Origin of the sequence: Burkholderia aenigmatica, assembly GCF_048627025.1 — a bacterium.
GTDB classification, from domain to species: Bacteria; Pseudomonadota; Gammaproteobacteria; order Burkholderiales; family Burkholderiaceae; genus Burkholderia; species Burkholderia aenigmatica.
This window is the reverse complement of sequence record NZ_CP184469.1, coordinates 547,367-568,547: the sequence shown is the minus strand read 5'-3', so window position 1 is coordinate 568,547 and position 21,181 is coordinate 547,367. Positions and strand designations below refer to the sequence as shown.

Genomic DNA, 21,181 nt, shown 5'->3' with positions numbered 1-21,181 from the left:
CTGAATTTGCTGCGACAGGTGGGTTCAACCCTTTCCGCGGACCCGGAAGCGACCTGCATCGCTGACCGGTATCCTAGGCGACGGCCGGCGACCTCGTCAACCGCGCCGCGCCATGCGGCGGCGGCGCTCAGCCCGCGGCCAACTTCTTGGTCAGGAAAATGCGCGAGTGTCCGGCTGGATAATCCGGCAGTTCGCCGAAGCGGACATAGCCGCGTTTCTCGTAGAACGGCCGCGCCTGGAAGTCGAACGTGTCGAGCCACGCGCTGTGGCAGCCGCGCGCGACGGCTTCCGCCTCGGCCAGGTCCATGATGCGGGTGCCCGCACCCTGGCCGCGCGCGGCCTCGGGCACCACGAGCAGGTCCACATGCAGCCAGCCGTACGCGGTACTGCCCCACAGGCCACCGACCACCGCGCCTTCGCCATCGGTCACGACCACGGCCAGCGAACGGGCATCGATCGGGCCCGCCTGGCTTTCGTTGAACCGGATGAGCGGCGCGACGATCTGCTTGCGAACGTTCGCGTCGCCCGCGTCCGTCACCTCGTATGTGAACGTCATCGGTTGAATCCGCTTGAATCGAAAATGATAACGAGGCGTTGAAGCCGCACGTACCGCGTCAGACGACGTAAGCGCCCTTCGCGTGCAGTTCCGCTTCCGTGCGTTCGAGCGCGGCGATCGCATCGCTGCCTTCGAGCGCCAGCAACTGCGCGACCAGCGCTTCGGCCATCGCATGCGCGGCCACCAGCGACGGGAAGAACGACGGGCTGTCGTGCGTGAAGATCAGCTGCGCATCCGCGTGCAGCGCGATCGGCGACACCGCGCTGTCGGTGATCGCGACGATCCGGCTGCCCTGCGCCTTCGCGGCCTGCGCGACGCGCGTCGCTTCCGCCGAATACGGCGCGAAGCTGACGACCACGGTCACGCTCTGCTTCGCGATCGTCCGCAGCTCCATCTCGAGCGAACCGGCGACGCCGTTGAGCAGCGACACGGTCGGTCGGAACAGCCGGTAGCCGTACACGAAACCGAACGCGACCGGATAGCACGAGCGAAACCCCGCGACGTGCACATGCGACGCCTTGCGGATCAGTTTCGCGGCATCGGCGAGCGCGTGCTCGTTCTGCGCGGCGGTGGCCGACAGGTTGTGTTGTTGCGCGGCGAGCAGGTCGTGCGCGAGCGACGCCTTCGCGTCGGGCCGCACGAGCGAGCGCGCCCGCTGCGTGAGCGGCTCGGGGCGTGTGCGCACGCGCGCGACGCACAGGTCGCGCAGCTCGTTCCAGCCGGGGAAGCCGAATTGCTGCGCGAGCCGCACGAGCGACGCGGGCTGCACTTGCGCGCGCTGCGCGACCTTGCGCATCGACGAGGTGGCGACTTCGTCGGGATGATCGAGCAGGAAGGCAGCGCCCGCCTGAAATTGCGGGCTCAGCTCGGAAAATTGCGCCCGGATCCGGGACGCGAGTTCGTCGAAATTGGCGGCCATCTTGGTGGGAACGGGAACCGGTCGTCCATGGTATCACCGGCCCCGCGCGCACCGGTCAGCGCAGCACTTCGACGTGATCGGCGTCGACCTTCACGCTGCCCGACCATTTGCGCTCGAATTCGCCGGTCACCTTCACTTCGTTCTTGTCGCTGACGGGCTGGCCGGCCGCCCACAGCTTGTGGTCGATCTCGACGCGGATCGTGCCGGTCGCATCGGCGAATTCGTAATCCTCGCCGCCGACATGCTTGACGATGCGCCCCTGCAACTGCACGTGCTGGTCGTCCTTGCCGTTCGCGAGCAGTTCCTTCACGGTGGTCGTGCTCAACGCGGACGGCCCCGTGTATTGCGCGTAGACGGCGGCGGGCAGCGTGGCGAGTGCAACCGTCAGGATTCTGGCCAGGTGTTTCATGATTTCGTCCTCTTCTTCGATGTGACGCCGCGCCCCGTTGAACGCGACGGCGCCAGATTACGGACCGTAAGATTAAGCAAACCTGAAGGTCGCGCCGAGGCGACACGGTGCCGCATTGGACGAGTACGAAAGCCCGCCGCGCGCCGCCCGCATTTAAGGTCCGCCTAAGGCACGTGCGCTTATCATGGGAACCCCGGGTGCCACGGCGCCCCGTTGAAGAGACACCAATTCATGCGCGTATTGCTCGTCGAGGACGATCCGCTGATCGGCAGCGGGCTCGAACAGGGCCTCAAACAGGAAGGCTTCGCCGTCGACTGGGTGAAGGACGGCGACGCCGCGTCGCTCGCGCTGCGCGCGACCGGCTACGGCCTGCTGCTGCTCGATCTCGGGCTGCCGAACCGCGACGGCCTGTCGGTGCTCGCCGCGCTGCGCCGCCGCGACGAAAACCTGCCCGCGATCATCATCACCGCGCGCGACGGCGTGCCCGACCGCATCGCGGGCCTCGACAGCGGCGCGGACGACTATCTCGTCAAGCCGTTCGAGCTCGACGAACTGCTCGCCCGCATCCGCGCGGTCAACCGCCGCCACGCCGGCCGCGCGCAGACGACGCTCGTGATCGGTCCGCTGCGGCTCGACCCCGTCAAGCACCTGGTCTGGCTCAACGACGACGAAGTGCCGCTGTCGCCGAAGGAGTTCGTGCTGCTGCACGAGCTGATGCGCGACCCGGGCGCGGTGATCTCGCGCGAGCAGTTCGAGGAGCGGCTGTACAGCTGGGGCGAGGAAATCGAGAGCAACGCCGTGCAGGTGCATATCCACAACCTGCGCAAGAAACTCGGCCACGACATGATCCGCACGGTGCGCGGCGTCGGCTACCGGATCGGTGACGGCGCATGACGCACATGCAACGCGCGGTCGTGCGCTGGCGCCGCGCATCGCTGCGGCGGCGCCTGCTGATGTGGCTGCTGCCGGCCGCCTGCGTGATCGGCCTCGTTGCGAGCGCAGGCACCTACTGGGGCGCGCTGCGCGAGCTCGACGACCTGCTGGACGACCAGATGCGCAGCATGTCGAAGCAGATCGTCGTCGGCCCGAACGGCGAGCTGTCGTTCAGCAACCACGCCAACGGCAAGCATGGTTTCGAAGCGAGCGACCCCGACGCCGTGCTGCTGCAGGTCTGGCGCAACGGCACGCTCGTGTATTCGACCGACCGCGATTCGAAACTGCCGCCGCCCGCGCAGAAAGGCATCGCGAGCGTCGACGTCGGCGGCCAGCCGTGGCGCACCTATGTGACCGAGCGCGGCGGCACGACGATCCGGCTCGCGCAGGCACGCCATGCGCGCTGGGAAGCGATCGCGGCCATCGCCGTACACCTGCTGTGGCCGGTGTTCTCGATGCTGCCGCTGCTTGCGATCAGCCTGTGGTTCGGCATCGGCGCGGGGTTGCGGCCGCTGCGCACGATTGCATCCGGCCTCAAACGCAGGAATGCGAATAATCTGGAACCGGTCGACGTCGGTGCGATGCCGAACGAAGTCCGTCCGCTCGCCGAAGCGATCAACGATCTGCTCGCGCGCCTCGACCGCTCGTTCACGCTGCAGCGGCACTTCATCGCCGATGCCGCGCACGAATTGCGCACGCCGATCATGGGGTTGTCGATCCAGTCGCAGTTGCTGCGGCGCGCGTCGACCGCCGAGGAGCGCGAGCACATCCTCGCGCAGATCCAGGCCGGCACGACGCGCCTCGGCCACCTCGCCGAGCAGCTGCTGACGCTCGCGCGCCTCGAACCCGATGCGCAGGCGGCCGCCTCTGCGTCGACGCCCGTCGATCTCGCCGCGCTGTGCCGGTCGGTGGTCTCGGATCGCACGCGCGTCGCCGACGCGCACCGGATCGATCTCGGCGCGATCGTGTCGACGCCCGTGATGACGTCCGGCAATGCCGACACGCTGCGCGTGCTGCTGAACAACCTCGTCGACAACGCGATCCGCTATGCGGGCGACGGCGCGCGTGTCGACGTGTCCGCGCGGATCGACGGCACGACGCCCGTGCTCGAAGTCGCCGACGACGGCCCCGGGATCCCGGAAGCCGAACGCACCGACGTGTGGGAGCGCTTCTATCGCGGCGAGGGCGCGCAGGCCGTCACGTCGTCGGGCAGCGGGCTCGGGCTGTCGATCGTCAAGCGGATCGCCGAACAGCATCGCGCGACGGTCGCGCTCGGCACCACGCGCGGCGGACGCGGGCTGACCGTCACCGTGCGCTTTCCGCTGCCGGCCTGACGCGCGGGCGACGCACGGCTTTTCCACAGATTGTGTTGGCAAGCTTGTGGACAACCTTCCATTAACGGCATCAAGCCATTGATCGGAAAGGGTTTGTCAGGGGTGCGCGGCAAATGCGCCAGCCGGGGGCAGCGCCGCGCCCGGATCAGTTGTCGGTGACGATCCGCTCGACCTGCAGGCCGGTCGACGTTTCGAGGATGCTGGCGTGCTCCCTCACGACGCAGAACAGGCGGCCCTTGGGGTAGTCGTCCGGCCTTTGCCGGGTCCGATCCTCGGTGTGAACGATCACGGTACCGTTGAGCGGATACGCGCCAACATGTTCACCCATGAAATAGAGCTGACCGTTCAGCTGGTAATAGCCATTCCCGAGGTACCAGAACGAATCGCTCCCCGTCGCGATCCGGTCAGCGCCCAGGTAGACCCCGTCGCCCTTCCTGACGATCGGGAAGAACAGCAAACCGATTTTCGATTCGATGATCGTGTAGTGATTGGCGCGGATGTCGTCGATCACCTTGTCGCGCAGTTCGTCTTTCATGCGTTCGGTCTTGCCGAAGTACGCGGTCTCGTACCTGGCCGGGATGCACGCCTGCGCAAGCGTGCCGCATGCCAGCGCCACCCACGTCACGGCGATCGTTTTCCAGATCGTTCTCACTGATTTCTCTCCAGGTTCTTTATTGTCGGCCTGCCATCCGGCGCGGTACATCGCGGTACTTGTTACCGGTGCCGGATCGCGTCGCCAGTTTACCTACCCGCCCTCGTTCAGTGACTTTCATTCCTCACATTGACAACCAGTTGTCCATTACGTAAAGTAGTTGTCAATTCATCACGCATCTCGAACATGACGAAATCCGCCAAGTTGACCGCCGTCGCGCTGTCCGTATTCCGGTTGAACGGCCTGCTGATCGAATGGGGCAACACCTTTGCCGGGCCGCACGGCCTGACCAGTGCGCGCTGGCAGGTGCTGGGCGCCATCTCGCTGGCGCCGGAAACCCCGAACATCCCGCAGATCGCCGACGCGATGGGCATCACGCGGCAGGCCGTGCTGAAACAGATCAACGTGCTGACCGACGAAGGGCTGGTGCAATCACGGCCCAACCCGGCGCACAAGCGCTCCCCTTTGTACGCGCTGACGCCTCGCGGCGAGGCGGCCTATCAGGCCGTGGTCGAGCAGTGGCAACAGCATGTCCGCGACATCGCCGGCGACTTCAGTTCGGCTGACCTGGATGCGGCGATCCGCGTCCTGTCGGCGATGTCCAGCGCGCATGGCGCCGATGCACCGACGTGATGCGCTGAATCCCCCCTCACCCGAAGGAGTTCCCATGCCTCATTTCAAGCCGATGGATCCGGCCTTTCCGATCCAGCAACAGATCGCGATCGACGCGGAGCCGGTCGTCCTCGTCAACGTGTTCACGTTGGCCGCCGCCGACGAAGCGGACTTTCTCGCCGTATGGAAGGACGATGCCGAATTCATGAAGCAGCAGCCGGGATTCATCTCGACCCAGCTGCATCGCGCGCTCGGCGACAGTCCGACCTACCTGAACTACGCGATCTGGGAATCGACCGAAGCGTTTCGCGCGGCCTTCACGCATCCGGCGTTCGTCGCCAAGCTGTCGGCCTATCCGTCGTCCGCGGTCGCGAGCCCGCACCTGTTCCAGAAGGTCGGCGTGGCCGGTATCTGCACTGCGTGAGTGCACGCCCGAAGCGAGGCAACGCGTGGCATTCGCAGGGGTGTTGCGCGTCGCTCGCGCACCCGGACTTCTCCACAGAAAATGTTGGCAAGCTTGTGGATATCCTGCGCACCGCAACGCTAAGCCCTTGATCCGATGGACTTTGGCACGCGTGATGCAGACGAGGCCCCGTTGATGGCCGTCACGGACACCGCGTCGCCGCAGTTCGCGTCACGACGCCACGACGATGCACGCCGCAGTCGACGCACACGTGCCCGCCCTGCGCGGCGCCACTTACCCACAGATTTTGTTGGCAAGCTTGTGGATATCCTGCGCAAGCCTGCGCTAACCCGTTGATCGAGCTACGGTTCATGCGCGGCGTCACGGTTGCGGCAACAGGCGGCCCGGGCAGGCGCGCAGGCGGACGATCCCGCGCAACGGCAGCGCACCACCGTCGCCTTGACGCTCGCGCCCGTCACGCGTCAAGATCACGCGAGCCGCACGCGGCCGCGCATCGCCGGCTGCGCGCGACGGCTCGACGGCCCGGCCGTTCCGCCGGTGCCGCACCACGACACATCACTCCGAGGAAGACCATGGAACACTTCACCGCGTTGCAGTGGGTCGTCTCACTCGTGCTCGTCGCCGTCGTCATCTATCCGTATGTCCGCATCGTGCGGCGTACCGGGCATTCAGGCTGGTGGATCCTGACGATGTTCGTCCCGGTCCTGAACTTCATCATGTTGTGGGTGTTCGCGTTCGCGCGCTGGCCCACCGTCGACGATCGGCAGCCCTGACCGCCACCATCGCGGCCGCGCGGCTTGTCCACAGATTGTGTTGGCAAGCATGTGGATAGCCTGCGCATACCCTGGGCAAGCACTTGATCCGAAAGACTTTGTCCGCGCCGCTTCAAATGCGGCACGCGGCCGGGAAAGTGTTGCTCACACACCCGTTCGCCACGTGACGTCGCACCTTCCGCGCGTGCGAACCGGCTTGTCCACAGATTTTGTTGGCAAGCGTGTGGATAGCCTGCGCATACCGCAGGCAAGCGCTTGATCCGAAAGACTTTGTCCGCGCCGCGCCGAATGCGGCCGCGCACGGGCTTGTCCACAATTTTTGTTGGCAAGCATGTGGATATCCTGAGCATGCGTGACCTAAGTCGTTGATCGCACAACGTTTCGATGCGCCGGTCACGACAGAGTCACGGTGTGCATGCGGATCTCGTCACGCACGCCGCGCCGCCCTGCTCAACCGAACGCCTTGGCCACGATGCGCGCGACCCCGGCAATCACGTCGTCCTTCGACTTCGCATCGGCACGCGCCTGCGTGTAGTACACGACCAGCACGATCGGCGCGCCCGACGTCGGCCAGATGACGCCCGCGTCGTTCGTCGTCCCGTAGTCGCCAGTGCCCGTCTTGTCGCCGACCTTCCACCCGGCAGGCACGCCGGCACGAATCCGCTTGTCGCCGACCTTGTTGCCGCGCATCCACGTGACGAGCTGCGCACGCTGCGCGGCCGGCAGTGCTTCGCCGACCATCAGCTCGCGCATGCTCGCGGCCATCGCGGCGGGCGTCGTCGTGTCGCGCAGGTCGCCCGGCAGCGCGGTATTCAGTTCGGTCTCCCATCGATCGAGCCGGAACGCATCGTCGCCGATCGAGCGCGCGTAGGCGGTCACGGCCGACGGGCCGCCGATCAGCTTCATCAGCAGGTTTGCGGCCGAGTTGTCGCTGTACTGGATCGCGGCCTCGCACAGCGCGGCGACCGTCATGCCCGCATCGACATGCTTCTCCGTCACCGGCGAATAGTTGACGAGGTCGGCCTTTGCGTACGTCACGCGCTGTTGCAGCAATGCCGGACGGTCGACGCTCTGCGCGAGCACCGCCGCACTCAGCATCGCCTTGAACGTGCTGCAGAACGGGAAGCGCTCGTTGACGCGATGCTCCGCGCGCCGGCCGCTCGCGGTATCGATCGCGCACACGCCGAGACGGCCGCCCGCGTCGCGTTCGAGCGCAGCCAGCGCCTCGAACATCTCCGCATCGAGCCAGGCGGCCGTGGCCGCCGCGGCCGCCGCGGTGGCCTCGCTCGCCGGGTCCGGTGCGGCGGTCTGCTGCGCCGCGCACGCGGTGGCGGTCAAAACGAGCGGCGCCGTCGCGGCAGCCAGCAACAGGATTCGACGTTTCGGTGAATGGGTCATGTCGGTTGTCTTGTGGTGGAATGAAGGCGAAAAGGTGGTAAAAACGCCCGGCCGGCGAGACAGCACTATCGACACTTTACGGTTACCTGACAAGCAACGATAATTGAGCGCTGACAATAGAAATTCTTATGACTAAGCTCCGCCCTCATCTTCCGCTCAATGCGCTGCGCGCGTTCGAATCGTCGGCGCGCCACCTGAACTTCACGCGCGCCGGCCTCGAGCTGAGCGTGACCCAGGCCGCGGTCAGCCAGCAGGTGCGTTCGCTCGAGGAGCGGCTCGGCTGTACGCTGTTCATACGGCTGCCGCGCGGCCTCGGGCTCACCGACGAGGGGCGCGCGCTGCTGCCGGTACTGAGCGACGCGTTCAGCCGCATCGAGACGGTGCTCAAGCAGTTCGACGGCGGGCGCTTCCGCGAGGTGTTGACGCTCGGCGTGGTCGGCACCTTTGCCATAGGCTGGCTAATGCCGCGCTTGAAGCAGTTCGGCGATACGCACCCATTTGTCGAGCTGCGGCTGCGAACCAACAACAACGTCGTCGATCTCGCCGCCGAGGGCCTCGACTTCGCGATCCGTTTCGGGGAAGGCAACTGGCCGACGACGCGCAACGAGCGCCTGCTCGACGCGCCGCTCACCGCGCTGTGCGCGCCGGATATCGCGCGGCGCCTCGCGCAGCCGGCCGATCTCGCGAACGAAACGCTGCTGCGCTCGTACCGCACCGACGAATGGCTCGGCTGGTTCGAGGCCGCGCAGCTCGCACCGTGGGCGGTCAACGGTCCCGTGTTCGATTCGTCGCGGCTGATGGTCGAGGCCGCGATGCAGGGCGCGGGCGTCGCGCTCGCGCCGGCGCGCATGTTCGCGCGCGAACTGCAGCTCGGCCTGCTCGCGCGGCCGCTCGACATCGACGTGTGCGCCGGCGGCTACTGGCTCACCTCGCTGAAGTCGAAGCCGCTCACACCGGCCATGACGCTCTTTCGCGACTGGATCGTGGCCGAAGCGGCCGAGACTGCGCAGGCCGAATGACACGGCCCTGCTTGTCCACAGAAAGTGTTGGCAAGGATGTGGATATCCTGGGTATCCGGGACCTAAGCCCTTGATCGCGCACGAATTAGCGTGCCGACGCAGACATCGGGCAGCCCGTGTGCACGGGCTTCGCACGCCGGCCTCCGGCACGCCCGATCCTCAACTGTCACGACGCAATCGATTGCGAGTTATCCACAGAATATGTTGGCAAACCTGTGGATATCATTCCGATGCGGCGCGTAACACCCTGATACAAAAGGGGATTCAATACACGAACCTTACACGGTCAACCGTGTGGCAGCGGACGCGCTTTCGCACGGCCCGCGCCGCGCACCCGGCCGGAGGCCGGCCGGTTCTCCACAGATTGTGTTGGCAAGCTTGTGGATATCCTGCGCATCAGCCGCCTAACTCATTGAGCGCACGGGGTTTTGTGCTTCTTCTGCAGAATCGGGCAGCACCGGCGCAGCCCGTGCGGCAAGCGCCGGCGCCATCCGCGCATCAATGCCGGTCAAGCCCGCCGCGCAATTCGCTCGCCTTGTCGCGCAGCGCCTCGTAGCCGGAGCGTGCATGCTCGGGCAGGTCGGGATCGCCGATCAGCGCGCCGAGCGTTTCGATCAGGCTGAACAGGATGCCCTTCGCCGCGCCGACCGCGATGCTCTGCGATTCGATCGACTTGTGCAGGTGGTCGACCGCCGCTTCCAGATTCTCGAGCTTGTGCTCGCTGTCGTCGGGCCGGTTGTCGGTCGTCATCGTCTACCTCCGCCATCGTTCAAGGGTCATGTCACGATTCTATGCCGCTGCGCGCGAACGTGGCGCGACATCGCGCAACGTTCGCGCAGCACTACGCTACAGCACCGCGACCACCTTCACGCGGCCCGGCTGCTCCGCCGACGCGACCACCTGGCCGTCGACGCGGCGGAACGTGAGCGACACGGTTTCGTCGCCGACGCGCAGCGCGTCGATCCGCAGCCAGTCGACGCCTTCCGGCAGCGCCGGGCGCTCGACCCGCACCTCGTGGCGCGACGCGTCGATGCTCACGCCGAGGCAGGCCTGCAGCATCATGAACGGCGCGCCGGCCGCCCACGCTTGCGGCAGGCAGGCGACCGGATAAGCGGTCGGCGGTTCGCCGCGCCGGCGCGGGAACCCGCAGAACAGCTCGGGCAGGCGCATCTCGAAGCTCACCGCCGCCTCGAACAGCGCGCGCAGCAGGTTCACCGCGGCCGTCTTGTCGCCGTAGCGCGCCAGCCCGCGCGCGATCAGCGCATTGTCGTGCGGCCATACCGAGCCGTTGTGATACGCCATCGGGTTGAAACGCGGCTGGCCGGCCGCGAGCGTGCGGATACCCCAGCCCGTCTGGAACAGTGCCGAGCCGAGCACACCGGCGACCGCCGCGCCGCGTTCGGCATCGGGCAACCCGAACGCGAGCAGGTGGCCCGCGTTCGATGCGAACACGCGGCACAGGTCGCCATGACCGTCGAGCGCGATGCCGTAGAAATCGCCTTCCGGCATCCAGAACAGCGCATCGACCTGCTCGCGCAGCGTCTTCGCGCGTAACGCGTAGCGCGTGGCGTCGGCCGCGTGGCCGCGCCGGTGCGAGCACATCGACATCGCATCGAGCGCCGCGCACGCATACGCCTGCACTTCGACGAGCGCGATCGGCCCGTCCGGGAAGCGGCCGTCCGCGTGGAATACCGAATCGTGGCTGTCCTTCCAGCCCTGGTTCGCGAGGCCGCGCTCCGACGTGCGCTGATAATCGAGCAGTCCGTAAGGATTGCGGTCGCACTTGTCGATCACCCATTGCGCCGCGCGCTCGAGCGCAGGCCACAGCTCGTCGATCAGCGCATCGTCGCCGGTGCGTTCGACATACGCGCCCGCGAGCACGATGAACAGCGGCGTCGTATCGACACCGCCGTAGTACAACGCGAACGGCACTTCGCCCGTCGCGGCCATCTCGCTGCGGCGGAACTCGTGCATGATCTTGCCGGGCTCCGCGTCGCGGAATGCGGACGTCTCGCGCGCCTGGTGCTCGGCCAGGAACCGCAGCACGCCGCGCGCGAGCGACGGCTGCAGCCACAGCATTTGCAGCGACGTGATCACCGCATCGCGGCCGAACGGCGTGGAGAACCACGGAATGCCCGCATACGGGTACGGCCCCGTGTCGAGCTGTGTCGTGAGCAACCCGAGATCCGCGAGCGAACGGTCGAGCCACGCGTCGAACAGCGGATTGCCGGTGTTCACGCGCGCCATCGATTCGCGTCGCGCGCGCATTTCGCGGTGCACGCCGACGAGCGCGGTACGCAGCGCGACCCGGCCGCACCCCGGTGCTTCCGCATGCACCGGGCCGAGCGTCGCATCGACGGTCAGGTAGATCGACACGCAGGCCTGCGCGGCGATCGTCAGCGTGTAGTCGGCACGATCGACCGACAGCGCGTCGGGCGCCGGCGAGAAATGCACGGTCACGTTGCGCTCGACACGGTCGAGGCCGTCGTAGCGCAGCCGCACCGCACCCGCGTCGACGCGCGGAGCAACGACCGTGCCGCGCTTCGGGCGCTGCGTGCCGCGCACCTCGAACATGTCCTTGAAATCGGCCGCGAACGACAGCGACAGTGGCACCTCGGCTTCGCTCGCGCCGTAGTTCGTCAGCGTCAGCGCCTCGTAAAGCACGTCGCCCGCGAGCACGCGCATCCGCTCGATGTGGATCACCCCTTCCGGCGTTTCGTGGCCGCCGAGCGGCGGCAGCGGGCGGTTCGTCAGGTGTGCGGTGAACGATGCGTTGTCGGCGCTCGTCGCACCGGACAGCAGCGACGGCGCGCGGCCGCCGAAGGTCAGGCGCCACGTCGACAGCACGCGCATGTCGTCGACGAACAGGCCGTCGTCGTGACCGCCGATGTCGCCGAGCGCATCGCTGACCACGAACGCGTCACCGGATTTCAGGACGTACTGGTTGTTGCGCGCCAGTGCCTGCGGATCGGCTTCGGGCGCGATGAATGCGGGGACCGACGCTGGGGTCGGGGCAACAGGCGCGGCTTGCGCCGCCTGGGTCGTCGTGGCTTCAGCGTGATTCGGCATCGATGCTCCTGTGTCGGGTCGCAACGCGCGGCGCGTCGCGTGTTTCGCACAGGATAGGACAGAACGGGGGACGTGCGCAGCGACGAAAAAGACGCGATGCCCTGCGACAGGGTCGTCGCCGCAGGGCATCGCGCAGGCACGTCAGGCGCCGGTCAGAACTTCCACAGGATGTTGCCGAGGATCGCGTTGTCGCGCACGCCGCTGCCGTACTGGCCGCTGTACGTGACGCCGAGCGTCAGGCGCTTCGTGATGTTCGCGTCGATGCCGGCCTCGAGGACGGCGCTGTCGCGAGCAATCGGCACGCCCGATACCTGGAACGACGTCCCGCCGTTCGCGAACGTGAACGCCGACGACGGCCGCACGTTGCCGAACGCATGCCGCCAGCCGATCGTCCCGCGCGCGGTGAACGTGCCGCTCGCGATCGCGCCGAGCTGCGACGCCGCGCGCAAACCGAGCGTCGAGAAGCCGACGTGGGTCGTCTCGCCGCCGGCACGCAGCGCGGCCGCGCCACCGGTTTCAGAATAGCCATCGGTATGCAGGTTCACATACGCGAGGCCCGCGAACGGTTCGATCGCCACCGGCCCGACCGGCAGCGCGTAGCCGACTTCGCCGAACACCTGTGCCGAATTCGCGTCGTAGCCGGCCGAGTCGTGATCGGAGAAGCCCGCGAAGCCCGGGGAGCGGTCGCTGTTGATCCGGTACCACGTGTACGACGCGCCGCCGCGCACGCCGAGCGCACCGTACTGCGCGCCGCCGTACAGCGACAGGTAGTAGCTGTTCACCGACGCCGACGAGCTCTGGTCGTTGTCGAGCGAGCTGTGCGTGACACCCGCGGCCAGACCCGCCCGCCACTTGTCGTTGAGCGCCATGTCGGCACCGGCGATGAAGCCGGTCATGCTGCGGTTGATCGTCGACGCGTTGCCGTCGCCGGTGAGCCGGCTGCGGCCGCCGAACGCCTGCCCCCAGACGACCGGCTGGTAAGGCGTACCGCCGTAGCAGCCCTCGCGCGAGCCGATCCGGCGCTCCGGCGGCAGCGTCGGGTCGACCGCGCCGGCCGTGTTGTCGCCGCACAAGGCTGCACCGCCCGACGACAGCGCGGCGAGCGGGCCCGATCCGGGCGCAAGGCCCTGACGGACGCGATCGGTCACCGCGTCGCGCACATAGCGGCTGTCGAGCAGCAGCATGCTCTTCAGGCTCGCCTGCAGTTCGCCGTCGAGCAGCCCGTAGGCGCGGCGTGCGGTGGCCACGTCGGTCGTCAGCACCGCGTCGTACAGCGGGTTGCCGGCGCCGAGCCCGCCGAGCGCGGTCGCGACCGAGCGCTGGTTGGGCGTCGTCGCGACGTCGGGCAGCGACGTGCCGTTCTCGACCAGCCGCAGGTACACGTGATTCGGGTCGTAGCTGAGCGTCGGCGCGAGGAACGCGTAGTTCGCATTCACCTGGCTGAACGCGCCCTGCACGCCCGACGCCGCGGTCACGATCGTGTAGGTCGTGCTCGGCTGGTAGCCGCTCTGGTTCGCGAGCACCTGCACGGTACCGCCGTTCAGCGTCGCCGTGCCGCCCGCCGCGAGGCTGCCGCTTTGCTGCGGCGAGGCCGCGACCTGGAACGTCGAGCCCGGCTGGAACGTGACGTTGCCGCCGACGTTCAGCGCCGCGCCCGGCTGCGGCGCGGCCGCCGTCGCGCCACCCTGCACCACGAGGCCGCCGATCGTGCCGGTGCCCGTGACCGTCGCACCGTTCTGCACGGTCACGGTCGACTGGCCGAGCGAACCATTGACGGCGAGCGTGCCCGCACTGACCGTGGTCGGGCCGCTCAGCGTGCTGGTGCCGGTCAACGTCAGTTGCCCGCTGCCGGCCTGCGTCAGCGAACCCGCACCGGACAGCACGCTTGCCATCGTCACGTTGCCGGATTGATTGACGATCAACGCGCCGTTGTCGACGACATTGCCGGCGACGCTGCCCGACGTGCCGCCGTTGCCGAGTTGCAGCGCGCCACCGGCCGCGATCGTCGTGCCGCCCGTGTAGGTGTTCGCCCCCGTCAGCGTCTGAATACCGGTGCCGGCGATCGTCACGCCGCCCGCCCCGCCGATCGTCCCGCCGAAGCTGCCGTTGCCGCTACCGTTCAACGTCAGCGCATTGGCGCCGAGGTTGACGCTCGCGCCGGCCGCGCCGTTCAACGTGCCGATCGTCTGCGCGCCCGTCGCGCCGCTCACGTCGAACGTCGCCCCCGTGCCCGCGAGATTCACTGCGCTGCCCGATGCCAGGCTGCCGCCCGCGCCGAGTGCCAGCGTGCTGCCGCCGTTGATGGTCGTGCCGCCCGTGTAGGTGTTGGCACCCGTCAGGGTCTGCGTGCCGCTGCCGGCAACCGTCACGCCGCCCGACCCGCCGATCGTCCCGCCGAACGCTGCGCTGCCGCTGCCGTTCAAGGTCAGCGCGTTCGTGCCGAGGTTGACGGTCGTGCCGGCCGCGCCGTTCAACGCGCCGATCGTCTGTGCGCCCGTCGCGCCACTCACGTTGAACGTGGCGCCTGCGCCGGCGAGGTTCACTGCGCTGCCCGACGCGAGGCTGCCACCTGCACCCAGCGCCAGCGTGCTGCCGCCGTTGATCGTCGTGCCGCCCGTGTAGGTGTTCGCGCCCGTCAGCGTCTGCGTGCCCGTGCCCGCGAACGTCACACTGCCCGTGCCGCCGATCGCACCGCCGAACGTGCCGTTGCTACTACCGTTCAGCGTCAGCGCATTCGCGCCCAAGTTCACGTTCGTGCCCGCCGCGCCGTTCAATGCGCCGAGTGTCTGTGCGCCCGTCGCGCCGCTCAGGTTGAACGTGGCGCCCGCGCCGGCGAGATTCACCGCGCTGCCCGATGCGAGGCTGCCGCCCGCGCCCAGCGCCAGCGTGCTGCCGGTGCCGATCGTCGTGCCGCCGGTGTAGGTGTTCGCACCCGTCAGCGTTTGTGTCCCGGTGCCCGCGAACGTCACGCCACCCGTGCCGCCGATCGCACCGCCAAACGTGCCGCTGGCGGTTCCGCTCAAGGTCAGCGCGTTCGCGCCGAGATTCACGTTCGTGCCGGCCGCGCCGTTCAATGCGCCGAGTGTCTGTGCGCCCGATGCGCCGCTCAGGTTGAACGTCGCGCCCGTGCCGGCCAGATTCACCGCGCTGCCCGATGCGAGGCTGCCGCCTGCCCCCAGCGCCAACGTGCTGCCGCCGTTGATCGTCGTGCCGCCCGTGTAGGCGTTCGCGCCCGTCAGCGTCTGCGTGCCCGTGCCCGCGAACGTCACACTGCCCGTGCCGCCGATCGTCCCGCCGAACGTGTTGTTGCCGCTGCCGTTCAACGTCAGCGCATTCGCGCCCAGGTTCACGTTCGTGCCGGCCGCGCCGGTCAGCGCACCGAGCGTCTGCGCGCCCGACGCGCCGCTGAGGTTGAAGGTCGCGCCCGTGCCGGCCAGATTCACCGCGCTGCCCGATGCGAGGCTGCCGCCCGCACCCAGTGCCAACGTACTGCCGCCGTTGATCGTCGTGCCACCGGTGTAAGTGTTCGCGCCCGTCAGCGTCTGCGTGCCCGTGCCCGCGAACGTCACGCCGCCGGTACCGCCGAGCACGCCGCCGAACGTGCCGTTGGTGCTGCCGTTCAGCGTCAGCGCATTCGCACCCAGATTCACGTTCGTGCCAGTGACACCGCTCAGCGTGCCGAGTGTCTGCGCACCCGTCGCCCCGCTCAGGTTGAACGTCGCCCCCACGCCGGCGAGATTCACCGCACTGCCCGACGCGAGGCTGCCGCCCGAGCCGAGTGCGAGCGTACTGCCGGCATCGATCGTCGTGCCGCCCGTGTAGGTATTCGCACCCGTCAGCGTCTGCGTGCCGGTGCCCGCAAACGTTACACCGCCGGTGCCGCCGATCGCGCCGCCAAACGTACCGCTGGCAGTCCCGCTCAACGTCAGCGCATTCGCACCGAGGTTCACGTTCGTCCCGACCGCGCCGTTCAACGCGCCGACCGTCTGCGCGCCCGATGCACCGCTCAGGTTGAACGTCGCGCCCGTGCCCGCGAGATTCACTGCGCCGCCCGACGCGAGGCTGCCGCCTGCCCCCAGCGCCAGCGTGCTGCCGCCGTTGATCGTCGTGCCGCCCGTGTACGTGTTCGCGCCCGTCAGCGTCTGCGTGCCGGTGCCCGCGAACGTCACACCACCGGTGCCGCCGATCGCCCCACCGAACGTGCCGTTGGTGCTGCCGTTCAGCGTCAGCGCATTCGCGCCGAGATTCACGTTCGTGCCGGCGATGCCGCTCAGCGTGCCGAGCGTCTGCGCGCCCGTCGCACCACTCAGGTTGAAGGTCGCGCCCGTGCCGGCAAGATTCACCGCACTGCCCGATGCGAGGCTGCCGCCCGCGCCCAGCGCCAACGTGCTGCCAGCGTCGATCGTCGTGCCGCCCGTGTAGGTGTTCGCGCCCGTCAGTGTTTGCGTGCCGGTGCCTGCGAACGTCACGCCACCGGTACCGCCGATCGCGCCGCCGAACGTGCCGCTGGCGGTTCCACTCAGCGTCAGCCCGTTGCCGCCGAGGTTCACGTTCGTGCTGGCCGCGCCGTTCAACGCGCCAATCGTCTGCGCGCCCGATGCGCCGCTCAGGTTGAAGGTCGCGCCTGCACCTGCGAGATTCACCGCGCCCGTTGCGGCCAGGCTGCCGCCCGCACCGAGCGCGAGCGTCCCGCCGGCACCGACCGTCGTGCCGCCCGTGTACGTGTTCGCGCCCGTCAGCGTCTGCGTGCCCGTGCCCGCGAACGTCACACTGCCCGTGCCGCCGATCACGCCGCCGAACGTGCCGTTGGTGCTGCCGCTCAACGTCAGCGCGTTCGCGCCGAGGCTCACGTTCGTGCCGGCCACCCCGGTCAGCGCGCCGATCGTCTGCGCGCCCGATGCGCCACCCAGGTTGAACGTTGCGCCCGCACCGACGAGGTTCACGGCACCGGTCGCCGCGAGACTGCCGCCCGCGCCGAGTGCCAGCGTGCTGCCGCCGTTGATCGTCGTGCCGCCCGTGTACGTGTTCGTGCCGGACAGCGTCTGCGTGCCCGTGCCGGCCACGGTCAGGCCACCGGTGCCGCCGATCGTCCCGCCGAAATTGCCGCTGGCGGTCCCGCTCAACGTCAGCCCGTTGCCGCCGAGGTTCACAGCGGAGCCAGCGACACCGTTCAGTGCGCCGATCGTCTGCGCCACCATCGCGCCGCTCACGTCGAACGTCGCGCCCGCACCAGCCACGTTCACCGCGCCCGTCACCGCGAGGCTGCCGCCGGCACCGAGCGCCAGCGTGCCCGCGTTGATCGTCGTGCCGCCCGTATACGTGTTCGCGCCCGTCAGCGTCGTCGTCGCCGCGCCGTCCTTCACAAGACCACCCACGCCGGTGATGCTGCCGTTCAGCTTGAGGGCGTTGCTGCCGCCGAGCGTCAGCGTCGCGCCCGTGCCGAGATCGACCACGTTGTTGACCGACAGGCTCGCAGTCGTGTCGAGCGTTGCCGCGCCGCCGACGTTCAGTGCGCCGGAACCGAGCGCCCCGCTGTTGCCGAGCACCAGACCACCGCTGTTCAGGTTCGTGCCGCCCGTATAGACGTTTGCGCCCGTCAGTGTCTGCGTGCCGGTGCCGGCCAGCGTCAGGCTGCCCGCCCCGCCGATCACGCCGCTGAAGGTGCCGCTAGCGGTCCCGCCCAGCGTCAGCCCGTTGCCGCCCATGTTGACGATCGTTCCCGCGACACCCGACAGCGCGCCGAGCGTCTGGGCACTCGTCGCGGTGCTCAGGTCGAGCGCCGCGCCCGCGTTGGCGAGGTTCACCGCGCCCGTCGCCGCCAGGCTGCCGCCCGCGCCCACCGCCAGCGTGCCCGCGTTGATCGTCGTGCCGCCCGTGTACGTGTTCACGCCCGTCAGCGTCGTGGTTGCCGGGCCGTTCTTCACGAGACCGCCCGCGCCGGAAATGGTGCCGCTCAGCGCGAGCGCGTTGCTGCCGCCGAGCGTCAGCGTCGAACCGCTGCCGAGATCGACCGCGTTGGCGACCGACAGGCTCGCGTTCGTGTCGAGCGTTGCCGTGCCTGCGACGTTCAGCGCGCCCGTGCCGAGCGCCGTATTGTTGCCGAGCACCACGCTGCTGCCGGCGTTCAGGTTCGTGCCGCCCGAGTAGGTGCTCGCGCCGTTCAGCGCCTGCGTGCCGGTGCCGGCCAGCGTCAGGCTGCCACTGCCGCCGATCGCGCCGCTGAAGGTGCCGCTCGCGGTGCCGCCGAGCGTCAGCGCATTCGCGCCGAGGCTCACGTTCGTCCCCGCGACACCCGACAGCGCGCCGATCGATTGCGCGCTCGTGGCGGCACTCAGGTCGAGCGCCGCGCCCGCGCCGGCCAGGTTCACCGCGCCCGTCGCCGCAAGACTGCCACCCGCGCCGAGCGCCAGTGTGCCCGCATTGATCGTCGTGCCGCCCGTGTAGGTGTTCGCGGCCGTCAACGTCGTCGTCGCCGCGCCGTTCTTCACGAGACCGCCTGCGCCGGTGATGCCGCCGTTCAGCGTGAGCGCGTTGCTGCCGCCGAGTGTCAGCGTCGAACCGGTGGCGAGGTTGACTCCGTTGTTGACCGACAGGTTCGTGGTCGTATCGAGCGTCGCCGCGCCGCCAACGGTCAGCGCGCCGGTGCCGAGCGCCGCATTGTTGCCGAGGACGAGGCCGCCGGCATTCAGCGTCGTCCCGCCCGTGTAGTTGTTTGCGCCGGACAGCGTCACCGTCGCCGCGCCGTTCTTCACGAGACCACCGCCACCCGAGACTGTACCGCCCAGTCCGAGATTGTTGCTGCCGGCGAGCGTCAGCGTCGTGCCGGTGGCGATGTTGACGCCGTTCGCGAGCGACACGTTGGTGGTCGCATCGAGCGACGCCGGGCCGTTGACGTTCAGCGCGCCAAGGCCAAGCGCCGTATTGCTGCCGACCACGAGGTTGCCGCCGTTCAGGTTCGTGCCGCCCACGTACACGTTCGCGCCGGACAGCGTCTGCGTGCCGGTGCCCGCGAGCGTGACGCCGCCCACACCGCCGATCGTGCCGGCGTACGTCGCATTGCCGCTACCGTCCAGCGTCAGCGAATTGCTACCGAGGTTCACGTTCGTCCCGGCCGCGCCGGCCAGCGCGCCGATCGTCTGCGTGCCCGATGCATTGCTCAGGTCGAACGTCGCGCCGGCACCGCTCAGGTTCACCGTGCCGGTCGCCGCCAGACTGCCGCCCGCGCCGAGCGCCAGCGTGCCGCTGTTGATCGTCGTGTTGCCGGTGTACGTGTTCGCGCCGGTCAGCGTCAGCGTCGCCGCGCCATTCTTCACGAGGCCGCCGTTGCCGTTGATCGAGCCGGCCAGCCCGAGATTGTTGCTGCCGGCGACCGTCAGTGTCGTGCCCGTCGCAAGATTGACGGTGTTGTTGAGCGTGGTGTTCACGCTCGTGTCGAGCGAGGCCGAGCCGTTGACGTTCAATGCGCCCGTGCCGAGCGCCCCGTTGTTGCCGACCACGAGGCCACCGGCGTTCAGGTTCGTGCCGCCCGTGTAGTTGTTCGCGCCCGACAGCGTCAGCGTGCCGCCATCGTTCTTCGTCAGCGCGCCGCCGCCCGACACCGTGCCCGACAGCGTGAGCCCGGTCGAGCCCTGCACCGTCAGGCCGCCCGCGCCGAGGTCCACGTTGTTGCTGACGTTGAGCCCGGCCGTGCCCGCCTGCAGCGCGCCGCCGGTGGCCGTGATGGTGCCGGTGCCGAGCGATGCGTTGTTGCCGATGATCGCGACGCCGCCCGACAAGGTCGCATCCTGCGCGGTCGACGCCCCGTTGATCGTCCAGCTGCCGCTCTGGACGTTCAGGTGATTGAAGTTGATGTAGTTGTTGGCCGCGATCGTGCCGTTCGCGGAGGCGCCCTGCTGCAGCACGAGCGTGTTGTTGCCGCCCGCGCCGCCGTCGACCGTGCCCGTCGTCGCGATGCCGAGCGTGACCGGGCCGATCGTGATGTTGAACCCGCCACCGGTGCCACCCGCCGTGTTGACCGACGAACCCGTCACCGCGGTGAACGAGTTCGTGCTGTTCGCCCCCATCGACACGCTGCCGTTGATGGTGCCCGAGTTGACGAACGAGTTGCCCAGCCCGGGCGTGCCATTCGAACCGAGCGACACGCGGCCGGTGATCGTCCCGCTGTTCGTCACGTTGACCGTGGCGCCACCGTACGCGGCGACCACGGGCGCATCCGCACCGGTGAGGGTCGCGCCGATCAGCGCATTCGAGCCGATCGTGCCGGTGTTGTTGATCGTCGTCATGCCGCCCGTGCCGTTCTGGACCGACAGCGCCATACCGGTCACGCCGCTGATCGCCACGCCGGTCGAGCCGTTCATCGTGCCGTTGTTGGTCACGTTGGTCAGGCTCGCCGCCGCGTTGCCGACCACCGTGCCGCTCGACAGCACGCCGAGGCCGAGGCCGAGCAAGGACGGGTCGATCGTGCCGTTGTTGGTCAGCGTGACGCCGCTACCGGTCAGCGACATCGCGGTGCCGCCGACGCCGAGCATCACGCCGACGCCCGCGCCGGCGTTGACGGTCGCGTTGATGTTGTTTGCGCTGTTCGAGTAGCTCGGCGCAAGCGGGTTCGCGGCGCCGGAGCAGCTCACAGTCGTGCCCGCCGTGACGCAGACCGCATGGGCGGGCACGATACCGGCGCCGGACAGCGCCAGGAAAACGCCCGTCGGCAACAGGATTCTCGGAAACGGCTCGCCGGCTTTTTTTGAACGCGCAAGATTCATGCTTTTCCTCGTTATTGGCTCGTTATTGGAATTGGCATTACCGTGACATCGAACGGCCGGCAGCAGAAAACCTGCGGACAAAAGCGTGCACCCCGGCTGTCGCGATGCGACGTCGGCTTATTCATGGACGAATCGTGAATTGCCCCGGAAGGCAGGCGCGAAACTAGTCGAATGACATGTCGATGGCCCCTGTTTTTCTGCAGCGACTTTCTGGTTGATTTGATTACCGCCCTGCTTTTTGTCAGACAAGGCTAGTTCAAAAAAACAGGCTTTTCCAGTCGATCTTTTCCCCGTCGGGCCGGGGCCTGGCGCGCGTGCACTTTT

At 68.3% G+C, this 21,181-nt stretch carries 14 protein-coding genes; 6 read left to right on the top strand and 8 right to left on the bottom strand.

Features of this window, described 5'->3' with window-relative positions:
- Nucleotides 1-127: 127 nt before the first annotated feature.
- The 3 genes from ACN8ZM_RS19590 to ACN8ZM_RS19580 are packed head-to-tail and all read right to left on the bottom strand — an operon-like array spanning nucleotide 128 to nucleotide 1,884.
- Entirely contained in the window at nucleotides 128-556 is a 429-nt protein-coding gene (locus ACN8ZM_RS19590; protein WP_043180088.1) for a GNAT family N-acetyltransferase, read from the bottom strand.
- Between the two features lie 58 nt (nucleotides 557-614).
- A complete protein-coding gene (locus ACN8ZM_RS19585) occupies nucleotides 615-1,475 on the bottom strand; it encodes a MurR/RpiR family transcriptional regulator (protein ID WP_011354378.1) in 861 nt (286 codons plus the stop codon).
- A gap of 55 nt (nucleotides 1,476-1,530) precedes the next feature.
- Nucleotides 1,531-1,884: a YgiW/YdeI family stress tolerance OB fold protein gene (locus ACN8ZM_RS19580; RefSeq protein WP_043180091.1), complete on the bottom strand. Its 354-nt coding sequence runs from the start codon at nucleotides 1,882-1,884 to the stop codon at nucleotides 1,531-1,533.
- Nucleotides 1,885-2,115: 231 nt separating this feature from the next.
- On the opposite strand from ACN8ZM_RS19580, the gene ACN8ZM_RS19575 reads away from it, so the two are divergent.
- Nucleotides 2,116-2,778, top strand: a complete 663-nt coding sequence (locus ACN8ZM_RS19575) for a response regulator (RefSeq protein WP_011354376.1) — start codon at nucleotides 2,116-2,118, stop codon at nucleotides 2,776-2,778.
- Nucleotides 2,775-4,151: an ATP-binding protein gene (locus ACN8ZM_RS19570; protein ID WP_043180096.1), complete on the top strand. Its 1,377-nt coding sequence runs from the start codon at nucleotides 2,775-2,777 to the stop codon at nucleotides 4,149-4,151. Before ACN8ZM_RS19575 ends, ACN8ZM_RS19570 begins: the two co-directional genes overlap by 4 nt.
- A gap of 145 nt (nucleotides 4,152-4,296) precedes the next feature.
- Here the strand turns inward: ACN8ZM_RS19570 and ACN8ZM_RS19565 are convergent, their stop codons facing one another.
- A complete protein-coding gene (locus ACN8ZM_RS19565; protein ID WP_155291824.1) occupies nucleotides 4,297-4,854 on the bottom strand; it encodes a hypothetical protein in 558 nt (185 codons plus the stop codon).
- A 135-nt stretch (nucleotides 4,855-4,989) separates the two neighbouring features.
- Between ACN8ZM_RS19565 and ACN8ZM_RS19560 the strand changes: the two genes are divergently transcribed.
- From ACN8ZM_RS19560 to ACN8ZM_RS19550, 3 genes are all read left to right on the top strand, one after another.
- Nucleotides 4,990-5,436: a MarR family winged helix-turn-helix transcriptional regulator gene (locus ACN8ZM_RS19560; RefSeq protein ID WP_043180100.1), complete on the top strand. Its 447-nt coding sequence runs from the start codon at nucleotides 4,990-4,992 to the stop codon at nucleotides 5,434-5,436.
- A 34-nt stretch (nucleotides 5,437-5,470) separates the two neighbouring features.
- Nucleotides 5,471-5,839, top strand: a complete 369-nt coding sequence (locus tag ACN8ZM_RS19555; RefSeq protein ID WP_043180104.1) for an antibiotic biosynthesis monooxygenase family protein — start codon at nucleotides 5,471-5,473, stop codon at nucleotides 5,837-5,839.
- A gap of 572 nt (nucleotides 5,840-6,411) precedes the next feature.
- On the top strand, nucleotides 6,412-6,612 hold the full coding sequence (locus ACN8ZM_RS19550) for a membrane protein (RefSeq protein ID WP_043180118.1): 201 nt from the start codon (nucleotides 6,412-6,414) through the stop codon (nucleotides 6,610-6,612).
- Nucleotides 6,613-7,062: 450 nt separating this feature from the next.
- Here ACN8ZM_RS19550 and blaPEN-bcc read toward each other — a convergent pair whose 3' ends face one another.
- Entirely contained in the window at nucleotides 7,063-8,010 is a 948-nt protein-coding gene (gene blaPEN-bcc, locus ACN8ZM_RS19545; RefSeq protein ID WP_420212107.1) for a PEN family class A beta-lactamase, Bcc-type, read from the bottom strand.
- Nucleotides 8,011-8,138: 128 nt separating this feature from the next.
- Here blaPEN-bcc and penR point away from each other — a divergent pair, with 128 nt between their 5' ends.
- On the top strand, nucleotides 8,139-9,029 hold the full coding sequence (penR, locus tag ACN8ZM_RS19540; protein WP_043180120.1) for a beta-lactamase transcriptional regulator PenR: 891 nt from the start codon (nucleotides 8,139-8,141) through the stop codon (nucleotides 9,027-9,029).
- Nucleotides 9,030-9,527: 498 nt separating this feature from the next.
- On the opposite strand, the gene ACN8ZM_RS19535 is transcribed toward penR, so the two are convergent.
- The 3 genes from ACN8ZM_RS19535 to ACN8ZM_RS19525 form a co-directional block, all read right to left on the bottom strand.
- A complete protein-coding gene (locus ACN8ZM_RS19535; RefSeq protein WP_011354368.1) occupies nucleotides 9,528-9,779 on the bottom strand; it encodes a hypothetical protein in 252 nt (83 codons plus the stop codon).
- A 96-nt stretch (nucleotides 9,780-9,875) separates the two neighbouring features.
- The gene (locus ACN8ZM_RS19530; protein WP_089452226.1) at nucleotides 9,876-12,098 is read right to left on the bottom strand and encodes an amylo-alpha-1,6-glucosidase; all 2,223 of its coding nucleotides are present in this window, start codon (nucleotides 12,096-12,098) and stop codon (nucleotides 9,876-9,878) included.
- Between the two features lie 152 nt (nucleotides 12,099-12,250).
- Complete coding sequence (locus tag ACN8ZM_RS19525; protein ID WP_420212106.1) at nucleotides 12,251-20,857, bottom strand: autotransporter-associated beta strand repeat-containing protein; 8,607 nt, start codon at nucleotides 20,855-20,857, stop codon at nucleotides 12,251-12,253.
- Nucleotides 20,858-21,181 lie beyond the last annotated feature (324 nt).

What these genes read in the sequence shown, in the direction of transcription:
- ACN8ZM_RS19550 (WP_043180118.1), top strand. Translation starts at nt 6,412, where the DNA reads ATGGAACACTTCACCGCGTTGCAGTGGGTCGTCTCACTCGTGCTCGTC.
- ACN8ZM_RS19570 (WP_043180096.1), top strand. Translation starts at nt 2,775, where the DNA reads ATGACGCACATGCAACGCGCGGTCGTGCGCTGGCGCCGCGCATCGCTG.
- blaPEN-bcc (WP_420212107.1), bottom strand. Translation starts at nt 8,010, where the DNA reads ATGACCCATTCACCGAAACGTCGAATCCTGTTGCTGGCTGCCGCGACG.
- ACN8ZM_RS19580 (WP_043180091.1), bottom strand. Translation starts at nt 1,884, where the DNA reads ATGAAACACCTGGCCAGAATCCTGACGGTTGCACTCGCCACGCTGCCC.
- penR (WP_043180120.1), top strand. Translation starts at nt 8,139, where the DNA reads ATGACTAAGCTCCGCCCTCATCTTCCGCTCAATGCGCTGCGCGCGTTC.
- ACN8ZM_RS19565 (WP_155291824.1), bottom strand. Translation starts at nt 4,854, where the DNA reads ATGTACCGCGCCGGATGGCAGGCCGACAATAAAGAACCTGGAGAGAAA.
- ACN8ZM_RS19525 (WP_420212106.1), bottom strand. Translation starts at nt 20,857, where the DNA reads ATGAATCTTGCGCGTTCAAAAAAAGCCGGCGAGCCGTTTCCGAGAATC.
- ACN8ZM_RS19560 (WP_043180100.1), top strand. Translation starts at nt 4,990, where the DNA reads ATGACGAAATCCGCCAAGTTGACCGCCGTCGCGCTGTCCGTATTCCGG.
- ACN8ZM_RS19575 (WP_011354376.1), top strand. Translation starts at nt 2,116, where the DNA reads ATGCGCGTATTGCTCGTCGAGGACGATCCGCTGATCGGCAGCGGGCTC.
- ACN8ZM_RS19530 (WP_089452226.1), bottom strand. Translation starts at nt 12,098, where the DNA reads ATGCCGAATCACGCTGAAGCCACGACGACCCAGGCGGCGCAAGCCGCG.
- ACN8ZM_RS19555 (WP_043180104.1), top strand. Translation starts at nt 5,471, where the DNA reads ATGCCTCATTTCAAGCCGATGGATCCGGCCTTTCCGATCCAGCAACAG.
- ACN8ZM_RS19535 (WP_011354368.1), bottom strand. Translation starts at nt 9,779, where the DNA reads ATGACGACCGACAACCGGCCCGACGACAGCGAGCACAAGCTCGAGAAT.
- ACN8ZM_RS19585 (WP_011354378.1), bottom strand. Translation starts at nt 1,475, where the DNA reads ATGGCCGCCAATTTCGACGAACTCGCGTCCCGGATCCGGGCGCAATTT.
- ACN8ZM_RS19590 (WP_043180088.1), bottom strand. Translation starts at nt 556, where the DNA reads ATGACGTTCACATACGAGGTGACGGACGCGGGCGACGCGAACGTTCGC.